This window comes from uncultured Sphingomonas sp. (genome assembly GCF_937871615.1).
Taxonomy (GTDB): domain Bacteria; phylum Pseudomonadota; class Alphaproteobacteria; order Sphingomonadales; family Sphingomonadaceae; genus Sphingomonas.
In genome coordinates, this window is sequence record NZ_CALMPA010000029.1 from 1 (window position 1) to 18844 (window position 18844).

General features: G+C 65.6%; 16 protein-coding genes and 1 tRNA gene. 7 read left to right on the plus strand and 10 right to left on the minus strand.

The features are described from left to right. The 3 genes from Q0316_RS08060 to uvrC all read right to left on the minus strand — a co-directional run. A partial coding sequence (locus tag Q0316_RS08060; protein WP_298671159.1) for a GNAT family N-acetyltransferase occupies positions 1-831 on the minus strand: 831 nt, incomplete at its 3' end. Beyond that, the gene (locus Q0316_RS08065) at positions 828-1775 is read right to left on the minus strand and encodes a polysaccharide deacetylase (protein ID WP_298671161.1); all 948 of its coding nucleotides are present in this window, start codon (positions 1773-1775) and stop codon (positions 828-830) included. The genes Q0316_RS08065 and Q0316_RS08060, both read right to left, overlap by 4 nt. Before the next feature lie 149 nt (positions 1776-1924). Further along, positions 1925-3847 carry an excinuclease ABC subunit UvrC gene (gene uvrC, locus Q0316_RS08070; RefSeq protein ID WP_298671162.1) on the minus strand — a complete coding sequence of 641 codons (1923 nt, stop codon included), beginning with the start codon at positions 3845-3847 and terminating at the stop codon, positions 1925-1927. A gap of 74 nt (positions 3848-3921) precedes the next feature. On the opposite strand from uvrC, the gene Q0316_RS08075 reads away from it, so the two are divergent. Next, a complete protein-coding gene (locus Q0316_RS08075; protein ID WP_298671163.1) occupies positions 3922-4710 on the plus strand; it encodes a methyltransferase in 789 nt (262 codons plus the stop codon). Positions 4711-4825: 115 nt separating this feature from the next. Next, entirely contained in the window at positions 4826-5995 is a 1170-nt protein-coding gene (locus Q0316_RS08080; RefSeq protein ID WP_298671184.1) for an acyl-CoA dehydrogenase family protein, read from the plus strand. Positions 5996-6012: 17 nt separating this feature from the next. Here Q0316_RS08080 and Q0316_RS08085 read toward each other — a convergent pair whose 3' ends face one another. Beyond that, positions 6013-7239 (minus strand): MFS transporter, encoded by a 1227-nt coding sequence (locus Q0316_RS08085; protein ID WP_298671164.1) that lies wholly within the window; start codon positions 7237-7239, stop codon positions 6013-6015. An 89-nt stretch (positions 7240-7328) separates the two neighbouring features. Between Q0316_RS08085 and Q0316_RS08090 the strand changes: the two genes are divergently transcribed. Beyond that, on the plus strand, positions 7329-8093 hold the full coding sequence (locus Q0316_RS08090; protein ID WP_298671166.1) for a helix-turn-helix transcriptional regulator: 765 nt from the start codon (positions 7329-7331) through the stop codon (positions 8091-8093). An 86-nt stretch (positions 8094-8179) separates the two neighbouring features. On the opposite strand, the gene Q0316_RS08095 is transcribed toward Q0316_RS08090, so the two are convergent. After that, the gene (locus Q0316_RS08095) at positions 8180-11131 is read right to left on the minus strand and encodes a M14 family zinc carboxypeptidase (RefSeq protein WP_298671168.1); all 2952 of its coding nucleotides are present in this window, start codon (positions 11129-11131) and stop codon (positions 8180-8182) included. A gap of 532 nt (positions 11132-11663) precedes the next feature. On the opposite strand from Q0316_RS08095, the gene Q0316_RS08100 reads away from it, so the two are divergent. Then, positions 11664-12326 carry a spermidine synthase gene (locus Q0316_RS08100; RefSeq protein WP_298671170.1) on the plus strand — a complete coding sequence of 221 codons (663 nt, stop codon included), beginning with the start codon at positions 11664-11666 and terminating at the stop codon, positions 12324-12326. Between the two features lie 105 nt (positions 12327-12431). Here the strand turns inward: Q0316_RS08100 and Q0316_RS08105 are convergent. Both Q0316_RS08105 and cpdR read right to left on the minus strand, forming a co-directional pair. After that, positions 12432-12506: transfer RNA gene (locus Q0316_RS08105), tRNA-Val, on the minus strand. Between the two features lie 56 nt (positions 12507-12562). Further along, a complete protein-coding gene (gene cpdR / locus Q0316_RS08110) occupies positions 12563-12940 on the minus strand; it encodes a cell cycle two-component system response regulator CpdR (RefSeq protein WP_298671171.1) in 378 nt (125 codons plus the stop codon). 130 nt (positions 12941-13070) lie between these two features. Here cpdR and Q0316_RS08115 point away from each other — a divergent pair, with 130 nt between their 5' ends. Then, the gene (locus Q0316_RS08115; RefSeq protein WP_298671173.1) at positions 13071-13904 is read left to right on the plus strand and encodes an N-formylglutamate amidohydrolase; all 834 of its coding nucleotides are present in this window, start codon (positions 13071-13073) and stop codon (positions 13902-13904) included. Between the two features lie 171 nt (positions 13905-14075). Here the strand turns inward: Q0316_RS08115 and Q0316_RS08120 are convergent, their stop codons facing one another. The 3 genes from Q0316_RS08120 to Q0316_RS08130 form a co-directional block, all read right to left on the minus strand. Next, positions 14076-14621 carry a cytochrome b gene (locus Q0316_RS08120; protein ID WP_298671174.1) on the minus strand — a complete coding sequence of 182 codons (546 nt, stop codon included), beginning with the start codon at positions 14619-14621 and terminating at the stop codon, positions 14076-14078. 17 nt (positions 14622-14638) lie between these two features. After that, positions 14639-15409 carry a SapC family protein gene (locus Q0316_RS08125; RefSeq protein ID WP_298671176.1) on the minus strand — a complete coding sequence of 257 codons (771 nt, stop codon included), beginning with the start codon at positions 15407-15409 and terminating at the stop codon, positions 14639-14641. 84 nt (positions 15410-15493) lie between these two features. After that, positions 15494-16933 (minus strand): FAD-binding oxidoreductase, encoded by a 1440-nt coding sequence (locus Q0316_RS08130; protein ID WP_298671178.1) that lies wholly within the window; start codon positions 16931-16933, stop codon positions 15494-15496. Positions 16934-17001: 68 nt separating this feature from the next. Between Q0316_RS08130 and Q0316_RS08135 the strand changes: the two genes are divergently transcribed. Together Q0316_RS08135 and Q0316_RS08140 are read left to right on the plus strand one after the other, a co-directional pair. Further along, positions 17002-17487, plus strand: a complete 486-nt coding sequence (locus tag Q0316_RS08135) for a hypothetical protein (RefSeq protein WP_298671180.1) — start codon at positions 17002-17004, stop codon at positions 17485-17487. A gap of 125 nt (positions 17488-17612) precedes the next feature. After that, positions 17613-18844, plus strand: a 1232-nt coding sequence (locus tag Q0316_RS08140) for a DEAD/DEAH box helicase (protein WP_298671182.1), incomplete at its 3' end; no start/stop codon positions are given.

An 18844-nucleotide genomic window follows, 5' to 3' on the forward strand; every position in this document is an offset into this window, starting at 1 on the left:
GGCGCGGGCGGCGACGCGCATCGCGGCGTCGAACCCACCCACCGCCGCGACCGCCGCGCGATTCGCGAGCGTCGGGCGCAGCAGCAGTAGGTCGCGACACGCCACCCCGCCGGTCGCCAGCGCGCGCTTGTGCTGCCCTTCGCCCTCGGTGAAATCGAAACGGCGGAAGCGATCGTCGAACAGATCGGCCAGCGCCTCGCCAAGCAAGACGCTGCCCGGAGACAATTCGCCATGCGCTGGATCATGCCCGACATGATCGTAACGCAGCGTCTCGCCATCCGCACCGCACCACAGATAGGCGATCGGGGCGTCCCCGAGGAACAGCAGCCACGCGCGCACCGCATCCGCCGCCGCCAATTCGCGCCCGTGCGCCGGATCGGCCGGCAACCCGGAGCCCATCAGCCGTTCCTGATAGGTGGTTTGCGATACGGCACGGGCGAGCGGATGAAATGCGCCAAGCTCCGCCGGCGTGCGATAGTGCCGCACATCGAGCGTGCCGCCGTTCGCCGCCGCGAGCTTCTTCGCCTTGCGCTTCAGCGTCGCGCGCGATTGCCCGGACAATGCCGCGCGCCACGCCGCCGCGCCGATCGCGAGATCGACGTGATAACGGGTGTAACGCTGCCGAACGAAGGCGATACCCGGCCATGGCAGGCTGAGCGCATCGGGCAGCGACGTGACGAGATACCCCGCCTCACCCGGCGCCAGCGGCGGGAGTTCGGGCACATGCCCCGCCAGCGCCTGATCGAGCGACAGCGCGATCCGGCGGAGCCGCAGCGGAATTTCGGCAAGGGTGCGGGCGCCGATCTGGAACCTGAGCGCGCTGGCGCTCACACCGCGCGCTCCTCTACGATGTTCGACCATGCCTGCTCCACCTGCCGCATCCGCCGGCGGCTGGAATGCGGCGGCAGCGCCTGATCGGCGCGCCCGAGCGGCATCACCGGGCGATCCGCGAAATGCGCGGTCGGCGCCTCGGCCCGATGCCCGTCGAGCAGCGCGCATAATTGCGTGAAACGGCGGGCGTGGATCATGTTCGGGCGGGTGCCGGCGCGCACCGCCAGCTCGAAACTATGCCCCACGATCGTGGTCGCCACGTGATCCGCCGCGATCGCGTGATCGAGCGCGGCCGCCTGCTCGCGGATCGAGAGCGCACAGATCTGGAACGGGCGGCGCGCATCGGGCTGATCCTCGATCACCGTAACCGGCACCTCGACCACGCCGAGCCGGGCAACCGGCGCGATCTGCGCGGGCGGCAGGCCGATCGCGCTCGGCCAGGGATGTTCCGCGCCATTATGGCTGCTGTCATAGGCGAAGCCGAGCGAGGCCAGCGCGGCGAGCGTATCGTCGTTCGCCGCATAGCTTCCGCTGCGAAAGGCGATCGGCAGCGGCGCCCCCGCCTCGGTCAGCAGCGCCATCGCGCGGACGATCAGATCGCGCTGCTCCGCGCGGGAGAATGCCGCGAGTTCGAACCGATCGTGCAGGCCGCGATCGTCAAGCGACGCGCCCAGCCAATTGGGATGCAGGTGAAGCTGCACCTCCTGCCCCGCCGCGAGGATCGCGGAGACGACCGCGCGGATCGGCGCGATGCCATATATCAGCGCCGGCATCGGATCGACGAAGAAGCTCGCTTTCAGCCGGTGCCGGGCGAGCACTTCGAGCTGGTGCGCGATCCCGACTTCCGCCGGCTCAAGCGAGCGGGCGATCACCGCATCGTGCGGCAATCCGGCGGCATGGTGCCGCCAGCTCAGCTCGGTGTCGATCGTGAGAAAAACGTGCATCGTCCCCAGCGTAGCGACGACGAGTGAACAAAGAGCAAAGGCGACTAAAGCCGGCTTTCAACAACTTAGGGTTCAAACTCGATCACGGCGCTGTCCTGATTGAGTTTGAACCCTAGGCACCGGCAAGGCCCGCCCGGAGCGCCGGCAACTCATTTCGCATGATAGAAATCATAGATCTGCTGCGCCACCGCCGCCGACACGCCCGGCGCCTTCTGAAGATCGGCGAGGCTGGCGTTGCGCACGGCGCGCGCGGTGCCGAAATGCATCAACAACGCCTTCTTGCGCGCCGGGCCGATGCCGGGCACTTCATCCAGCGGGCTCGCCCCGATCGCCTTTGCCCGCTTCTGGCGATGCGCGCCGATCGCGAAACGGTGAACCTCGTCGCGCAGCCGCTGGAGATAGAACAGCACCGGCGCATTGACCGGCAGCGTCAGTTCGCGCCCGTCCATCAGGTGAAACACCTCGCGCCCGTCGCGGCCATGATGCGGCCCCTTGGCGATGCCCACCATGCAGATATCCTCGATGCCGAGTTCCTCCAGCACCGCCTTCGCCGCGTTGAGCTGCCCGCGCCCGCCGTCGATCAGCACCAGATCGGGCCAGCTATCGCCATCGCGATCGGGATCTTCCTCCAGCGCGCGGCCAAACCGCCGGGAAAACACCTCGCGCATCATCCCGAAATCATCGCCGGGGATGGTATCCTTGTTGCGGATGTTGAACTTGCGATACTGGCCCTTGCGAAAGCCTTCCGGCCCCGCGACGACCATCGCGCCCAGTGCGTTCGTGCCCTGGATATGGCTGTTATCGTAAATCTCGATCCGCTGTGGCGGCTCGGCCAGTTCGAACAGATCGGCCACCTCGCGATTGAGCCTCGCCTGCGTCGTGCTTTCGGCGAGGCGGCGTTCCAGCGCTTCTTCCGCATTGCGCAGCGCCTGATCCATCAGCCGCCGCCGCGTGCCGCGCTGCGGCACCTCGATCGCCACCTTGCGACCGGCGGTTTCGGTCAATGCCTCGGCGAGCAACCCCGCTTCGGGCAGCGCGCGATCGACCAGCACGCTCCGCGCGGGGGGCACCTCCTCATAGAATTGCATCAGGAATTGCTGGAGCACCTCCTCCTCCGGCACGTCGGCGGTGTGCGCGGGAAAGAAGCTGCGGTGGCCCCAATTCTGCCCGCCCCGGATGAAGAACGCCTGGATGCCGATCACGCCTTCATGGCTGGCGAGCGCGAAGATATCCGCATCCCCCACCCCTTCGGCGTTGATGAACTGGCTTCCCTGAATGAAGGTGAGCGCCTTCAGCCGATCGCGCAGCACGGCGGCCAGCTCGAAATCCATCGCTTCGGCGGCGGCGGTCATCTGCGCCCCGAGCTTGGCCTGCACGTCGGTCGCCTTGCCCGAGAGGAACTTCTTCGCATCCGAAACCAGCTCGGCATAGCCAGCCGCGTCGATCCGCCCGACGCACGGCGCGGCGCAACGCTTTATCTGATAGAGCAGGCACGGGCGATCGCGCGTCTTGAAGAAACCATCTGTACAGCTTCTGAGCAGGAACAGCTTTTGCAGCGCGTTCAACGTGTTGTTTACGCTGCCGGCGCTGGCGAACGGACCATAATAATCGCCCTTCGCGCGCCGCGCGCCGCGATGCTTTTGGATGCGCGGATATTCGTGATCGGCGCGCAGCAGGATGAACGGGAACGATTTGTCGTCGCGCAGCAGCACATTGTACGCCGGGCGATAACGCTTGATGAGCTGCGCTTCGAGCAGCAGCGCCTCCGCCTCGTTGTTCGTCGTAACGATCGTCATCGAGCGGGTGAGCGCCACCATGCGCTGGAGCCTGCGCGGCAGGCGCTCGACCTGCGTGTAATTGGTCACGCGATTCTTCAGCGCGCGCGCCTTGCCGACATAAAGCACGTCGCCGCGCGCATCGTGCATCCGATAGACGCCGGGCTTCAGCGGCAAGGTCTGCATCACGTTGCGGATCGCCGCGACGCCACCCTCCAGATCGGGCGCGTCGGCGCCGCGCACGGCGTAAGTCGCCTTTTCCTCGTTGAAGCGATCGGGGGGGCCGTAATCAGACATCCGCCTGAATCTAGGGGCGCTCGCCAACAGCGGCAATGTGATACAGCAACCACCACATAAGTGAGGAAAATCCGATGCGATTCGCAGCTATCTCCGCCGCCGCGCTGTGCGCCGTGATGCTCGCCGCCACGCCCGCCGGCGCGCAGCAGCACCAGATGCACGACATGAAAAGCATGGGCGCGAACGAACATGCGATCCACATGGCGCTCGCCGATCCCGCCCGCCCCGAGGCGGACAAGGCCCGCGACGTGGCGCGCCACCCGGCGGAACTGCTCACCTTCATGGGCGTGAAACCGGGCGACAAGGTGGCCGATTTCTTCATGGGCGGCGGCTATTGGACGCGCATCCTCGCCCCGCTCGTCGGCAAGAACGGCAAGGTCTATGCCTATCAGCCCGGCGAAGCGATCGCACGCAGCCCGGATGGCGCGCAAAAGCAGGATGCGGTGGTGAAGCCCTATGCCAATGCCGTCGCCAACCGCGATCCGCTGGCCAGCTTCTCCTTCCCCGAGAAGCTGGATGGCATCATCACGGTGGAAAACTGGCATGATCTGCATCTCGCCCGCGATCCCGCCGGAACCGGCGCGACCGTCGCACGGGAGCTTTATAAGGCATTGAAGCCCGGTGGCGTGCTGCTGGTGGTCGATCATGTCGGGATCGCGGGCGCGACGCCGTTCGCCGTCGCCGATACGCTCCATCGCGGCGACGCTGCCGCGACCAAGGCGGAGATCGAGGGCGCCGGCTTCAAGCTCGCGGCGACCAGCCCGCTCTATGCCAACCCGGCCGATCCGCACACGGCCAAGGTGTTCGATCCCTCGATCCGCGGCAAGACCGATCAGTTCGTCTATAAATTCGTGAAGCCCTAATCGCCTCTGGCGCCGCCGGCCCGCGCGGGTCGGCGACGCTCGATGCGGCGTCCGATCGCATCCGCCATTGCCCGGATGCCGCCGCCGCGCGCCTCTCCCCCAGCCGGACCTGATGATGATCCTCAGCCCCTACGATAGCGAGAATTTCCCCGAAATCCGCGAAGGCGTGCGCAAATTGTGCGCTGATTTCCCCGGCGAATATTGGCGCAAGCTGGATGAGAAACGCGAATATCCCAGCCGCTTCGTGCAGGCGCTGACCGAGGCGGGCTATCTATCCGTGCTGATCCCGGAGGAATATGGCGGCTCCGGCCTCGGCCTGTCGGCGGCGGCGGCGATCCTGGAGACGATCCAGTCGGAGGGCTGCAACGGCGGCGCGTGCCACGCGCAGATGTACACGATGGGCACGATCCTGCGCCACGGATCGGAAGCGCAGAAACGCGCCTATCTCCCCCGGATCGCCAGCGGCGAACTGCGCTTACAGGCCTTCGGTGTGACCGAGCCGACCAGCGGGACGGACACCACCGCGCTGCGCACCACCGCGGTGCGCGACGGCGACGATTATGTCGTCAACGGCCAGAAGATATGGACGAGCCGCGCCGAACATTCCGATCTGATGCTGCTGCTCGCGCGCACCACCCCGCGCGATCAGGTGACGAAGAAGACCGACGGCCTCTCCACCTTCATCGTCGACATGCGCGAGGTGGTGGGCAAATCGCTCACCATCCGCCCGATCCGCACGATGATGAACCACGCCACCACCGAGGTATTCTTCGACAATATGCGCATCCCCGCCGCCAATCTGCTGGGCGAGGAGGGCAAGGGATTTCGCTACATTCTTTCAGGCATGAACGCGGAACGGACGCTGATCGCGGCGGAATGCGTCGGCGATGCGAAATGGTTCACCAGAAAGTCGGTCGAATATGCGAGCGGACGCCAGGTGTTCGGCCGGGCGATCGGCAAGAACCAGGGCATCTCCTTCCCCGTCGCCCGCGCCTATGCCAATATGCGCGCCGCCGAACTGATGGTGCATGAGGCCGCCCGGCTGTACGAGGCGGGCAAGCCCAATGGCGCGGAAGCGAACATGGCGAAGATGCTCGCCGCCGATGCCTCGGTCGAGGCCGGTAATGTCTGCATCCAGACGCATGGCGGCTTCGGCTTCGCGGAGGAATATGACGTGGAGCGCAAGTTCCGCGAAACGCGCCTCTATCAGGTCGCGCCTATCTCCACGAACCTGATCCTGTCGTTCCTCGCGGAACATGTGCTGGGGCTGCCGCGAAGCTATTGATCCGAAAGCAGCACCAATCAGTGCCGGGCGCGCTCGATATTGGGGAGAAAGGCGGTGAGCAGCCCGATCACCGGCAGGAAGGCGCAGAGTTGATAGACCATCTCTATCCCGGCCCGGTCAGCCAGCCAGCCCAGCGCCGCCGCGCCAAGGCCGCCCATGCCGAAGGAGAAGCCGAAGAACAGGCCGGAAATCATCCCCACCTTGCCCGGCACCAGTTCCTGCGCGAACACGACGATCGCGGGAAAGGCGGAGGCGAGGATCAGCCCGATCGCGACGGTGACCGGCCCGGTCCAAAACAAGCCGACATGCGGCAGCAGCAACGTGAACGGCAGCGCGCCGAGGATCGAAAACCAGATCACATATTTGCGCCCGAACCGATCGCCTAGCGGGCCGCCCAGCACCGTGCCCACCGCCACCGCAGTGAGGAAGACGAATAGATGCAATTGCGCGCTTTCCACCGACACGCCGAAGCGATGGATCAGATAGAAAGTGTAATAGCTCGTAAGGCTCGCGAGATAGACATATTTGGAGAAGATCAGCGCCAGCAGGATCGCGATGCCGCGCCGCGCGTGCCCCCTGGGCAGGCTGTCGGCGAGCGACGCTCCCGCCCCGGCACGAAGCCGGACAAGGCCATGGTGGCGATACCAGATCGCGACGTTCCACAGGACCGCGCCCGATAGCAGCGCGAGCAGCGCGAAAAAGGCTAGGCTCGATTGCCCCCAGCGAACCACCACCAGCGCCGCCGCGAGCGGGCCGAGCGCCTGCCCGGCATTGCCACCGACCTGAAACAATGATTGCGCCAGGCCGTGCCGCCCACCCGCCGCCATCCGCGCCACGCGCGACGATTCCGGGTGGAACACCGACGAGCCGACGCCGAGCAGCGCCGCGCCGGCCAGCACGAGCCAGTAATGATGCGCGACGGACAATACGGTAAGCCCCGCGAGCGAGAAAAGCGTTCCGCCCGGCAAGGCCATCGGCGTCGGGCGCTTGTCGGCATAAAGGCCGACAAGCGGCTGCAGGATCGACGCGGTGATCTGATAAGCCAGCGTCACCAGCCCGATCTGCCCGAACGTCAGCCCCAGATCGGCCTTCAGCCCCGGATAGATCGCGGGGAGCAGCGACTGCATCATATCGTTGAGCAAATGGCAAAAGCTGATCGCGACGATCACGCCGAACACGGTGCCCGTTCCCGCGCCCGTTTCCGCCGTGGAGGGTTTCGTCATCACCGTCGTCGAATCGTCCATCAGGCGTCCTTTCAGCACGCCGCCATTACGCGCTCGCACAACGTCCCGCATGGATATATGGGCCATTCGATTTCGATATCGGGACAATCATGCAGCATCGCCACCCCGAGGATCATGAGAATGTCGCGCGCCCGGTGGTCGGCATCGGCAACGATTATCCTTCGTCATTCGAGCTGGCCGAGCATCAGCACCGGCGCGGCCAGTTACTTTATGCCGCCAATGGTGTGGTGGCGGTGAGCACGCCCGAGGGCGCATGGGTGGCCCCACCGGAACGCGCGGTGTGGATTCCCGGCGGCACGCCGCACGCGGTGCGCATGGTGGGCGCGGTGCAGACACGCAGCGTGCTGATCGAGCCTGCCGCCTGCCCCACGCTCGGGCCGAGCTGCCGGGTGATCGCCGTCTCGCCGCTGTTGCGCCAGTTGCTCGTTTCCGCGGCGGATATCCCGGTCTCCTATGACGAGGCAGGGCGTGACGGGCTGGTGATGCGGCTGCTGATCGCCGAAATCAATCAGGCGCCGGTCATCCCGATCGCGGTGCCCTTCCCGCGCCATCCGGCGCTTGCCGCGCGCTGCCACGCCTTTCTTGAACGGCCACAAGCGACCGCGACGATCGACCAATGGGCCGATGCGTTGGCGATGAACCGCCGCCGCTTCACGCGGCTGTTCCGCCGCGAGACGGGGATGAGCTTCGCGGGATGGCGGCAACAGGCGTGCCTTTCGGTCGCGCTGCCGAAGCTTGCCGCGGGCGAGCCGATCACGACGATCGCGCTCGATCTCGGCTATGACGGGCCATCGAGCTTCTCGACCATGTTCAAACGCGCGCTCGGCGTCTCGCCCAGCCTCTACCGGCGCTAAACATACGCGGAAACAAACGACACGTGCCCGGAGCGGCGATCGCTCCGGGCACGGCACTATTCCAGACTTCGCGCGGGAAGCCCCGGTTACCGCGCGCTATTGCCCCCCGCACCGGCGCTGCCCGCGTCGAGATTGTCCCAGTTGATGATCGCGTTGAAGCCGAGGAAATAGCTTCCCTGCGTCTGCCAGCGCCAGAACGGACGCAGCGCATAGAGCACCATATGGCCCTTGCCCTTGGGCACATCGACCAGCAGCGCATTGTTCTGCAACGCCTCGCCCCCGGAAAGCATCCCGCTGAGCAGGATATCGTCAGCCTTCGCGGGGAAGGAGATTACGACACGCGGATGCTGCGTCGGCTCAGCGCCGCCGGTGCGCGATGTCGGCAGGGCTGAGCCGAACGGCGAGTTCGGCACGGCTTCGCCCGCCGCCGCCGGCTTGGTGGCCGCGCCGTCCGGTTGCCAGGGCGAAACATGGCCCGGCGTTTCGTTCGGCGTGATCTTCTGCGCGATCCGCGAGCCGGGTGCATTGGGATCGAAATACCCCATGCCACGCCCGGCGGCCCCGACCTTCAGAACCGGCGTCTGCGAGAAATACACCGGCATTTCCTTGCCCGTATAGCCATAGGCCAGCGGGCTGGACTTGTCCTTGAACACCCCGCGCATGATCGCGCCCTTGGTGTAAAGGTTCGGCGTCTCCGCCACCGTCACGCCCGATGCGACGCCATATTCCGCCAGCATCTCCACGGTCGAGCCATCGCCGATCAGGGTGCCGCCCTGCTCAACGAACTTCTTCAGCTCGGCGATGCCATCGGCCCCCAGACCACCGCGAATATCGTCAGCGGAATCGAGCGCCCCCAGATGCGGCGTGAGCGCGGATTTCTTGTACGGGATCGGCTTCGTCCCGTTCATCGCCACGCCGACCACCTGATCCTGCACGCTCGAACCGACCGTGGGATAGATGATGACATCATATTTGGCGCGCAGCCCGCCCTGCCGCGCCTTGATATCGGCGAAATAGGTGTAGGGGATGCCATAATGATCGAGCGCGGCGCGCCACCAGCCCTCATCCTGTGTGCGCAGCCATGAGTGGAGATAGCCGATGCGCGGGATGCTCAGCGCATGGCTGGATACCGAGGGCACCGACGCCACCGCTTCCGCCGACAGGCCGAGATCGGCGATCACCTTTTCCACTTCCGCGCGGTTCGCGGACGGGAGGATGAACGTGCCCGCCGCATATTGGCGGCCACCCGCCTCGAACGGCGCCTGTGCCGCGAGCATCTTCGTCTTGCCGAGCCGGAAGCGGAACGAGACCAGTTCGTTGTCGCCCGTGTGGTTGACGAGGATGACCGGGCCGGAGCCGGTAATCACGCCCTTGGGCCGCACATCATTGGTGAGCAGCGGCATGGATTGCTGGAAGACGGCCTGATCCTTGATCGTCTTCACCGTCAGGTTGCGCATATACTGCATCGTCCAGCCGGTGTCGTCATAGGGACGCGGATTGGCGACCGGATAATTCTGCACACCGAGATAGGTATCGAGCAACGTGCGATACGGCTGATCGGCGCGGATCACATAATCCCCCGCCGCGACATTGACGCCGCCCGCGGTGAACGGCGCGCTCGCCACGCCGATCTCGATGCCCTGACGGCGCAGGCCGTTGACCATATCTACGACGTTGAGCTTCGCGGTCTGCGCCGCCGGGATCACCCAGGCGTTGATATCGCCGGTGCGCCCGCCCTCGACCGCGTTCCGGTTCTTGATCCAGTAATTCTCCAGATAGAGTTCGCGATCGGTCGCGACCTTGTTGAGCGCGATCAGCAGCGCCGATTCCTGGATATTGGTGTTGTTGCGCGGCCCCCAGTTGACCGACGGCAGCGGCGGATTGGGGCGGAACCATTCGCGGCTGGTGGCCGATGCCGGAAGCTTCAGATCCTTCTGGATATCCGGGCCATAGCTCTGCACTTCATAAAAGCGCCCGAAGCTATTGTGGGTCAGCGCGATCCAGAACAGATAGTTCGGCACCCAGCCATCGTAGAAACCATAAGTGAAGACGCCCGGCACGTTGCGCTTGGTCATCTCCATCACTTCGGTTTCGGCGAGCAGCCACCATTCGTTGCTCGCGACCGGATCGAGCGATGTATTATACGGCCCGGTGCCGGTCGACGTGTAGAGATATGACTGCGCCTCGTGCAGATCGTGCAGCACCGTCGGGTGCCATTCCAGCATCCCCTCGGTCAGCGCCTTGGTAAGCTGGAGATACTGGCCCATGCCGTCACGATTGTTGTCGTGCGCGACATATTTGCCCCAATACATCAGCGGTGGGCGGGGATTGCCGGTTTTTTTGCCGTAATAATAAGTGTCGACCATCTTTTCGCGGCCGTCGACTTCCAGCACCGGGGTGATGAACGTCACCATATTGTTGCGGATATTCTGGATGAACGGCGTTTCCTCCACCGCGAGGCGATACGCCAGTTCGATCAGCATTTCCGGCCCGCCCGTTTCCGGCGAGTGGATGCCGCTGGTCACCCAGTAGATCGGCTTGGTGGTCTTGATGAGTTGCTTCGCCTGCTCCGGGCTGGTCTTGCGCGAATCGGCGAGCGCCGCGAGCGCGGCCTTGTTCGTATCGAGGTTCTTGAGCGTCTCCTCGTCGGCGATCGCGATCACGACGATATCGCGGCCTTCCTCCGATTTGCCGACGGTCCAGAATTTCACGCGCGGCGAGGTGCGCGCCAGTTCCTTGTAATAACGCTCGATATCCGCCGCATAGGTCAGTTCGCTCGGCGTGCCGGGGATGCGACCGAAGAATTTCAGCGGCGACGGCACCGTATCCGATGCCGGCATGTGATCGACGAGTTCGGAGGTGAAACGCTTGTCGACGAGATGTTGCGCGATCAGCCGGCCATATTCCGCATCCTGCGGCTGTGCCGCCTGCGTCGCCGCCGGTGCGGGTTTCGCCTGCGCCGATGCGGCCAGCGGGATCGCCGGCGCCAGGCTCGTGCCGGCGAGAAGTGCGAACGTTATGATCTTCGAACTGCGCATGTATCTATCCCCTCTGCGTTTTTTACTGGAGCCTGTGAATATTGCTGGTCAACCGCGCGGCGCCACGCCCCGGAACCCATATGGCGCCGTCATTCCCTCACCGTCATGCGCACCGCCCGTTGCGGCTGTGACGTGCGTGGTGGGTGGATCGCTCCATGGTCAGGGCGCGCGACGGCGGCGAACAGGGCGCCCCTCGGAATCACCAATTCGCCTTCAGCCGGGCAATGCGGCAACCCCGCCACCGCCCGGCGCGCGAATCACGCCGACCACCGCCCTGGGCACGGATCGAGCCACGACCCCGCCCGGCTGGTTGCGGAATGCCGATACCCCCCATGAATGCGCCCCGATTTCGTCGATTATTTCCTTAGTGCTTATACTAATAAGCTGACTTTCAATGTCAAATCGTGACCGCGCGCGATGCGGCTTCTCTCCTTCCTGGTCCGGCCCCGTCCGCCACACCGTTTGCGGAAACCAGCCATTGCGCATAGGGCGCCGAAGATTCCCGCCCCGGAAACGAAAGAGGACCGCAAGAATGCAGCCGCGCATCTTGATCGACACAACCACGGTGCCCGGCGGCGGTGAGATGCGGCTGGTGCAGCGCGGTCAGGACTGGTTCATCATGCTCGGTCGCGAGGAATTGATGAGCAGCCGCATGAGCGGATCGGAAGAAGCGCTGGCAACGCTTGCGTGCGATCGCGTGGCGGCGGACGCGCGCTTGCTGATCGGCGGCTATGGCATGGGCTTCACGCTGCGCGCGGCCCTCACGCGGCTCGGCCCGAAAGCACAGGTTACGGTGGCCGAACTGGTGCCGGCGGTGATCGCATGGGCCAAAGGCCCGATGGCTGAGATCGCGGCGGGCTGCCTCGACGATCCCCGCGTCGCAATCGCGATCGACGATGTAGGCGCAGTGATCGCCGCCGGGCCGCGCAGCTATGACGCCATCCTGCTCGATGTCGACAACGGCCCCGATGGCCTGACGCGAACCGGCAACGATCGCCTCTATTCGCCGGGCGGGCTGGCCGCGGCAAAGGCGGCGCTGCGCCCCGGCGGGCTGCTCGCGATCTGGTCCGCCGCACCGGATGCCGCGTTCGCGCGCGCGCTCGGCCGCGCCGGGTTCAAGGTAGAGGAAGTGGTGATCCGCGCCCGCGCCAGCGGCAAGGGGGCACGGCATGTCATCTGGATCGCCCGCATCTGAGCCAACCCTCGCGCCGATGTCAGCGCAACCCCGGCCCCAAACAGGCGAAACCGACCGGGCAACAAAAAAGCCCCGCTAACCCATTGGGATCGGCGGGGCTTTTCATGGTGGGCGTGGCAAGGATTGAACTTGCGACCCCTGCGATGTCAACACAGTGCTCTACCACTGAGCTACACGCCCACGGGAGTGGCGCCTTTAGCCGGGAGATTCCGGGCGCGCAAGCACCTGTTTCACATTCAGTTGAGGCCGCTCACATTATCCGCCTCGAACATGCGATCCACCTCCATCACCAGATCGCGAAGATGGAATGGCTTGGACAGCACGCGCGCCTGCGGCATGGATTTACCCGCCTTCAGCGTGACCGCCGCGAAGCCGGTGATGAACATCACGCGCATATCGGGCGCGATTTCCGCCGCCTTCTGCGCCAGTTCGATTCCATCCATTTCGGGCATGACGATATCGGTGAGCAGCAGATCGAAGCGCTCCGATTCGATCAGCGGCAATGCCGCGGTGCCGCGATCGACCGCCGACACCGCATAGCCGGACCGCTCCAGCGCCCTGGCAAGGTATTCACGCATCACCTGATCGTCTTCGGCCAGTAGAATCCTGATCATCGGTGGTTGTCGGTCCTCGCCTCTGGCCCTGTCTCGTCAGGGGCCTGCATTATGCGCCAATCCATTAACATTTTCCACCTGGGAACGCCCCGTTGCGACAGGGCGCGACGTGCCATAGGCTGCCGCGCCGATGACCCGTTCGTTCGACATCTTCGGCGCCGATATGCCTGAAAGCCCGGTGGTGATTTCCGTTCCCCATGCAGGGCGGGAATATCCGCTGGCGCTGCGCGCAAATCTGCGCGTGCCGGTGGAACTGCTGGCATCGCTGGAGGATCGCCACGTCGATACGGTCGCGCTCGCCGCGCGCGGGCGCGAGACGCTCATCATCCAGCGGTTCGGCCGCGCGTGGATCGACCTCAATCGCGCCGAGCACGAGCGCGATCCGGCGATCGACGAAGGCGCGCCGGGCGGCCACCCGAGCGTGAAGGTGCGCGGCGGGCTGGGCATCGTCCCGCGGCGCACCGGGCGGGTCGGCGAAATATGGCGGCGGCGTTTTTCCGGGGATGAAATCGCGGCGCGGATCGCCGCCGATCACCGCCCCTATCACGCGGCGCTGGCCGATGCGCTGGAGCGCGCCCATGCCCGCTTCGGCTGCGCGGTGCTGCTCGATCTCCATTCGATGCCGCCGATCACGCAAGACAATGCGCGGATCGTCACCGGCGATCGTTTCGGCAAATCCTGTTCGGTGCGTTATATCCGCCGCGTGGAGGCGGTGGTCGCGGCGGCGGGGCTGCGCCATGTCCGCAACACGCCTTATGCCGGGGGGCATATCCTCGATCGGCACGGCAGACCCGCCGCGCACATCCACGCGATACAATTGGAACTGGATCGCTCGCTCTATCTCGATCGCGCGTTCGACAAGCCGGGGGCCGGCTTTGAGATGACGGTCGCGCTGGTCCGCGCCACGATCGACGCGCTGGCCGATGAGGCGCTCGACACCCCCAGCGCGCTCGCGGCGGAATAGCCCCGTAAAAAAACCACCCCGCGAATACACGCGAGGTGGCCAAGGTTCAGGGAGGAGACACGCCAGAGGCGTGCCATACGGCGCCGCGAAAGGGGGGAACGCGCCACCGTACCGCGATAACATATGACAACGGAATTCGGTTTCAAGTGGGCCGGCAACGGCCCATCATTTTTATCGCGCCGTTCGCGGCAACATCCGCGCGACCAGATTGTCACGAAGCACGAACTGGTGGCGCAGCGCCGCCGCAAGATGGAGCGCGACCAGCGCCAGCATCGACCAGCCGAGCAGCCCATGCGCATCGCCGCCGAAATGCGCCGTGGCGCGCGACACCGGCAGGAACGGGATGTCGAACACCCCGAACCAGTCGAGCGGTCGCTTGCGATCGGGGGACGAAACCATCATCCACCCCGAAAGCGGCAACAGGATCAGCAGCGCGTAGAACAGCCAATGCGCGGCGTGCGTGGCGGCTTTCTCCCATCCGGCAATGTGTGACGGGAGCGGTGGCGCGCGATGGCCGATCCGCCACGCCAAACGCGCCAGCGTCAACGCCAGCACGGTGATGCCGATTGATTTGTGCGCGGGCATCCACGCGCGCAGTGCCGGCAGCGCATCGTGCCCGAGGCCGATGACCAGATTGACGATCACCAGCAATGCGATGGCCCAGTGAAACGCGATCGCTACGCCTGAATAACGTACCTCGACCGTCGATCGGGCCATCGCATCATCCTTTCGGTTCAGGAAACCAGATTCGGCTGCGGCAACAGGCCAAGGCGAACCTGCCGCGCGAAAAGATCGCGCATCACGGAAAGCGAGAAAAGATGCGCGTAGATCAGCGGCAACATTCCGGATTTCGACATCTTGCGGAGCTGATCGCCACGCAGATCGCCCAGCTTTTCCTCGTTAATCATCTGGAAGCCGCGATAAACGAACGGCTGGTCATAGCCTTCATGCTGGATCGAGACCTCGCCCTCCATCAGCAGATCCATCTCGCGCAGCTCCTGCATGAAGGCGCCGGTGCGCGCGCCGGCCTGTTCGAACGATTCGTTGAACGACAGGATGTTGCGGGTCAGTTCGCTCGGCTCGGAACCCTCGAACAGCGCATCGCCTTCATCGAACGCGCCGACGGTATCGGCGGTCGGATCGAAGCACAGCGACAGTTCCTCCGCATCGGGGCGCAGCCGCGCGAGCATGAACGGATAGCGGCGGATATAGGCCGGGACGTAGAAATTATCCTCGGTCAGCTTGCCATCGGCATCGAGGAAGACGTTGACGCCCTCGTTCAGGCCCATCAGCGCGATCGGAATCGCTTCCGGGCCGGCGGTGAACACGATCGGCATGAAGCGCTGGACCATCGGGAATTCCTCGACGGTCACGGGGATGGCATGTTGATTGCGCAGGAACGGCGCGGCATTGGCCTGCCGGATGCGGAATTTGGCGTGCAACTCGCTCGAAAGCGGCTCCAGGCCATTATAAAAAAGCGGAAGCTGCTGCGGCGCACTCGCCATCATTCTCTCCAGTCTCGTCAAGTCGACAGGGCCGGCACGGCCCGGATCGCGCGGCCCTATTCGCCCGGCCCGCGCGGCGCAAGCTTAACGAGGCGATGCGGGCCTGACGAGCTTGCCGGGGTTCATGATCCACGCCGGATCGAGCGCGCTCTTGATCGCGCGCAACGCCCCCAGCCGCGCGGGCGTGGACAGGCGCTCCAGTTCGCCGATCTTCATCTGCCCGATGCCATGTTCAGCCGAGATCGAGCCACCCGCCGCGACCACCAGATCATCCACGAAGCGCGTCACCACCGGCGCTTCATCCGCGAACCAGCGCACCGCATCGACGCCCGCCGGCGCGCGAACGTGGAAATGCACATTGCCATCCCCGAGATGGCCGAAGCCCGACGCATGGGTGCCCGGGAAGCGCGCGTCGCACGCGGCGGCGGCCTCTATCATGAAGCGCGGCATCGCCTCCACCGGCACGGAAATATCGTGCTGCGCGGCGGGGCCGGTCGCGCGCTCCGCCTCGGAAATGGATTCGCGGATGCGCCAGAACGCCTCGGCCTGCGCCTCGCTCGCCGCGAGCGTCGCATCGGCGATCAGCCCGTCGCCGAGCGCCGCGCCGAGCACGCGCTCGACGATCGCGGCGGGCGGCTCATGCGCCGTATCGGGGGCGGTCACCTCGATCAGCACATGCCAGGGGTGCGCCCCCGCGAGCGGCGCGCGCGTGCCGGGGATGTGATGCAACACGGCATCGAGCGATTCGCCCGGCAGCAGCTCGAAACTCTCCACCTCGTTGCTGGCGCGCTGGAACCGGCGGAGCAGCGCGAGCGCGGCAGTCGGGTCCGCCAGCCCGACCCAGGCGACCGCGCGCGCCGCGACCGCCGGCACCAGCCGCAGCGTCGCGGCGGTGACGATGCCCAGCGTCCCCTCCCCGCCGATCAGCAACTGCGTGAGATCATAGCCGCGATTGTCCTTCTTGAGCGCGGCCAGCCCGTCGTGGATCTGGCCATCCGACAACACCGCCTCCACCCCCGCGACCAGCCCGCGCATCGTGCCGAAGCGCAACACCTGCGTGCCGCCGGCGTTGGTCGAGACGAGGCCGCCGATGGTCGCCGATCCCTTGGCGCCAAGCGAAAGCGGAAACCGCCGCCCCGCCGCGAGCGCGGCGCCATGCAGATCGGACAGGATCACGCCAGCCTCAGCCACCACCAGCCCCGCTTCGGCATCGAGCGAGCGGATCGCGTTCATCCGCCGTGTCGACACGATCACCGCGCTGCCGTCTGCGGGCGGCGTCGCGCCACCGACCATCGAGGTATTCCCGCCCTGCGGCACCAGCGGCACGCCCAATGCCGCCGCCGCCGCGACGATCTTCGACACCTCGGCAGTGGAAGCAGGCGCGAACAACAATGGCGCATGGCCGTGCCAGCGCCCGCGCCAATCGGTTTCGAGCGGGGCGATCACGTCGCGATCGGTGACGATCGTGCGCGGCGAAAGCCGGCCGGAAAGCGCGTCGAGCAGGCTGGTCTGGGCGGGTGTCATGCGGCACTCATCGCACGCAATTCATCCTTCGTTCAAATCCCATCGCCAAAGCCTCAGCTAATTTGCTTATGCCCGGACACTTCCTCCCCTTGCTGACGCTCGCCGCCACCGCGCCGCTGCTGGTATCCGCGCAGGATGCCGACATGGCCGGCCTCGCCGGCACGCAATGGGCGCAGGCACAGGTCATCATCCGCGAGCGCATGGTGATCCGCGTCCCGCGCGCCGATTCGCCGCCGGGCGCGCCGCGGCCACGCTATCGCCCCGGCCCGCCTCCGCGGATCACGTGGCGCGAGTTGCAGGCGCCGAAATGCGTGCCGGCGGATTCGATCGTCGCGGCGAGCATGGCGGATGGCGATGTCGATCTGGAAACGAACGATGGCCGCCGGCTCCGCGCCAAGCTGGATGACGATTGCCCGACGCTGAAATTCTATACCGGCTTCTATCTGAAGCGCACGCGCGACGGCATGATCTGCGCCGGTCGCGACGCGCTGCGATCTCGCTCCGGCGCGCGGTGCGAGATCGCGACGTTCCGCACGCTCGTCCCGCGCCGCTGACGCTTGCCGCAGCGCCACCCGCGCTGGCATCGAATCTCACAAAAACTTGACTTTTTCACCGTAATCGCGTTCCGGCGGCACGAGGCGACCAGTGGGTGCGCCCACTGCTCTTTCTCGGAATTGCCATGAGCTTCGCCGATCTCGGCCTGTCAGACGAACTGCTTCGCGCCGTAGCCGATACCGGCTATGCGGACCCGACCCCGATCCAGGCATCGGCGATCCCCTCGGTGCTGATGATGCGCGACATTATCGGCATCGCGCAGACGGGCACGGGCAAGACCGCCTCGTTCGTCCTCCCGATGATCGACATCCTCGCCCATGGGCGCAGCCGCGCGCGGATGCCGCGCAGCCTGATCCTGGAGCCGACGCGCGAGCTTGCCGCGCAGGTCGCGGAGAATTTCGAGAAATACGGCAAATATCACAAGCTCTCGATGGCGCTACTGATCGGCGGTGTGCAGATGGGCGATCAGGTGAAGGCGCTGGAGAAGGGCGTCGACGTGCTGATCGCCACGCCGGGCCGGCTGATGGACCTGTTCGAGCGCGGCAAGATCCTGCTCACCGGCTGCGACCTGCTCGTCATCGACGAGGCGGATCGGATGCTCGACATGGGCTTCATCCCCGATATCGAAACGATCTGCACCAAGCTGCCCGCCAGCCGCCAGACCCTACTCTTTTCCGCGACGATGCCGCCGCCGATCAAGAAGCTCGCGGATCGCTTCCTGAGCAACCCCAAGACGATCGAAGTCGCGCGGCCCGCCAGCACCAACACCAATATCACGCAATGGCTGGTGCCGGTGAAGGGATCGGCATTCGACAAGCGCGATACACTGCGCGATCTGCTGCGCGGCGAGGACGTGCGCACCGCGATCATCTTCTGCAACCGCAAGACGACGGTGCGGGAACTGAACAAGAGCCTGAGGAAGCACGGCTTCTCGTCCGGCGAAATTCATGGCGACATGGAGCAGCCGGCGCGGATCGCCGAACTCGAACGCTTCAAGCAGGGCGATATCAACATCCTCGTCGCCTCCGACGTCGCCGCGCGCGGGCTGGACGTGAAGGGGGTGAGCCACGTCTTCAACTTCGATGCGCCGTGGCACCCGGATGATTATGTTCACCGCATCGGGCGCACGGGCCGCGCGGGCGCAACGGGTGTCGCCTATACGCTGATCGCGCCCGATGACGCGGAAAACATCGAAAATATCGAAAAACTTACCGGGCAAAAGATTCCGCGCCTTGCGGCCCCCGCCAGGGCGGCCACCGAGGAATCGCCCGCGCGCGAGGAAAAGCCGCGCCGTCGCGGTCGTGGCGAACGCCCCGCCGAGCCGGAAACGCCGCGCCCGTCGGCCCGCGCCCCGGA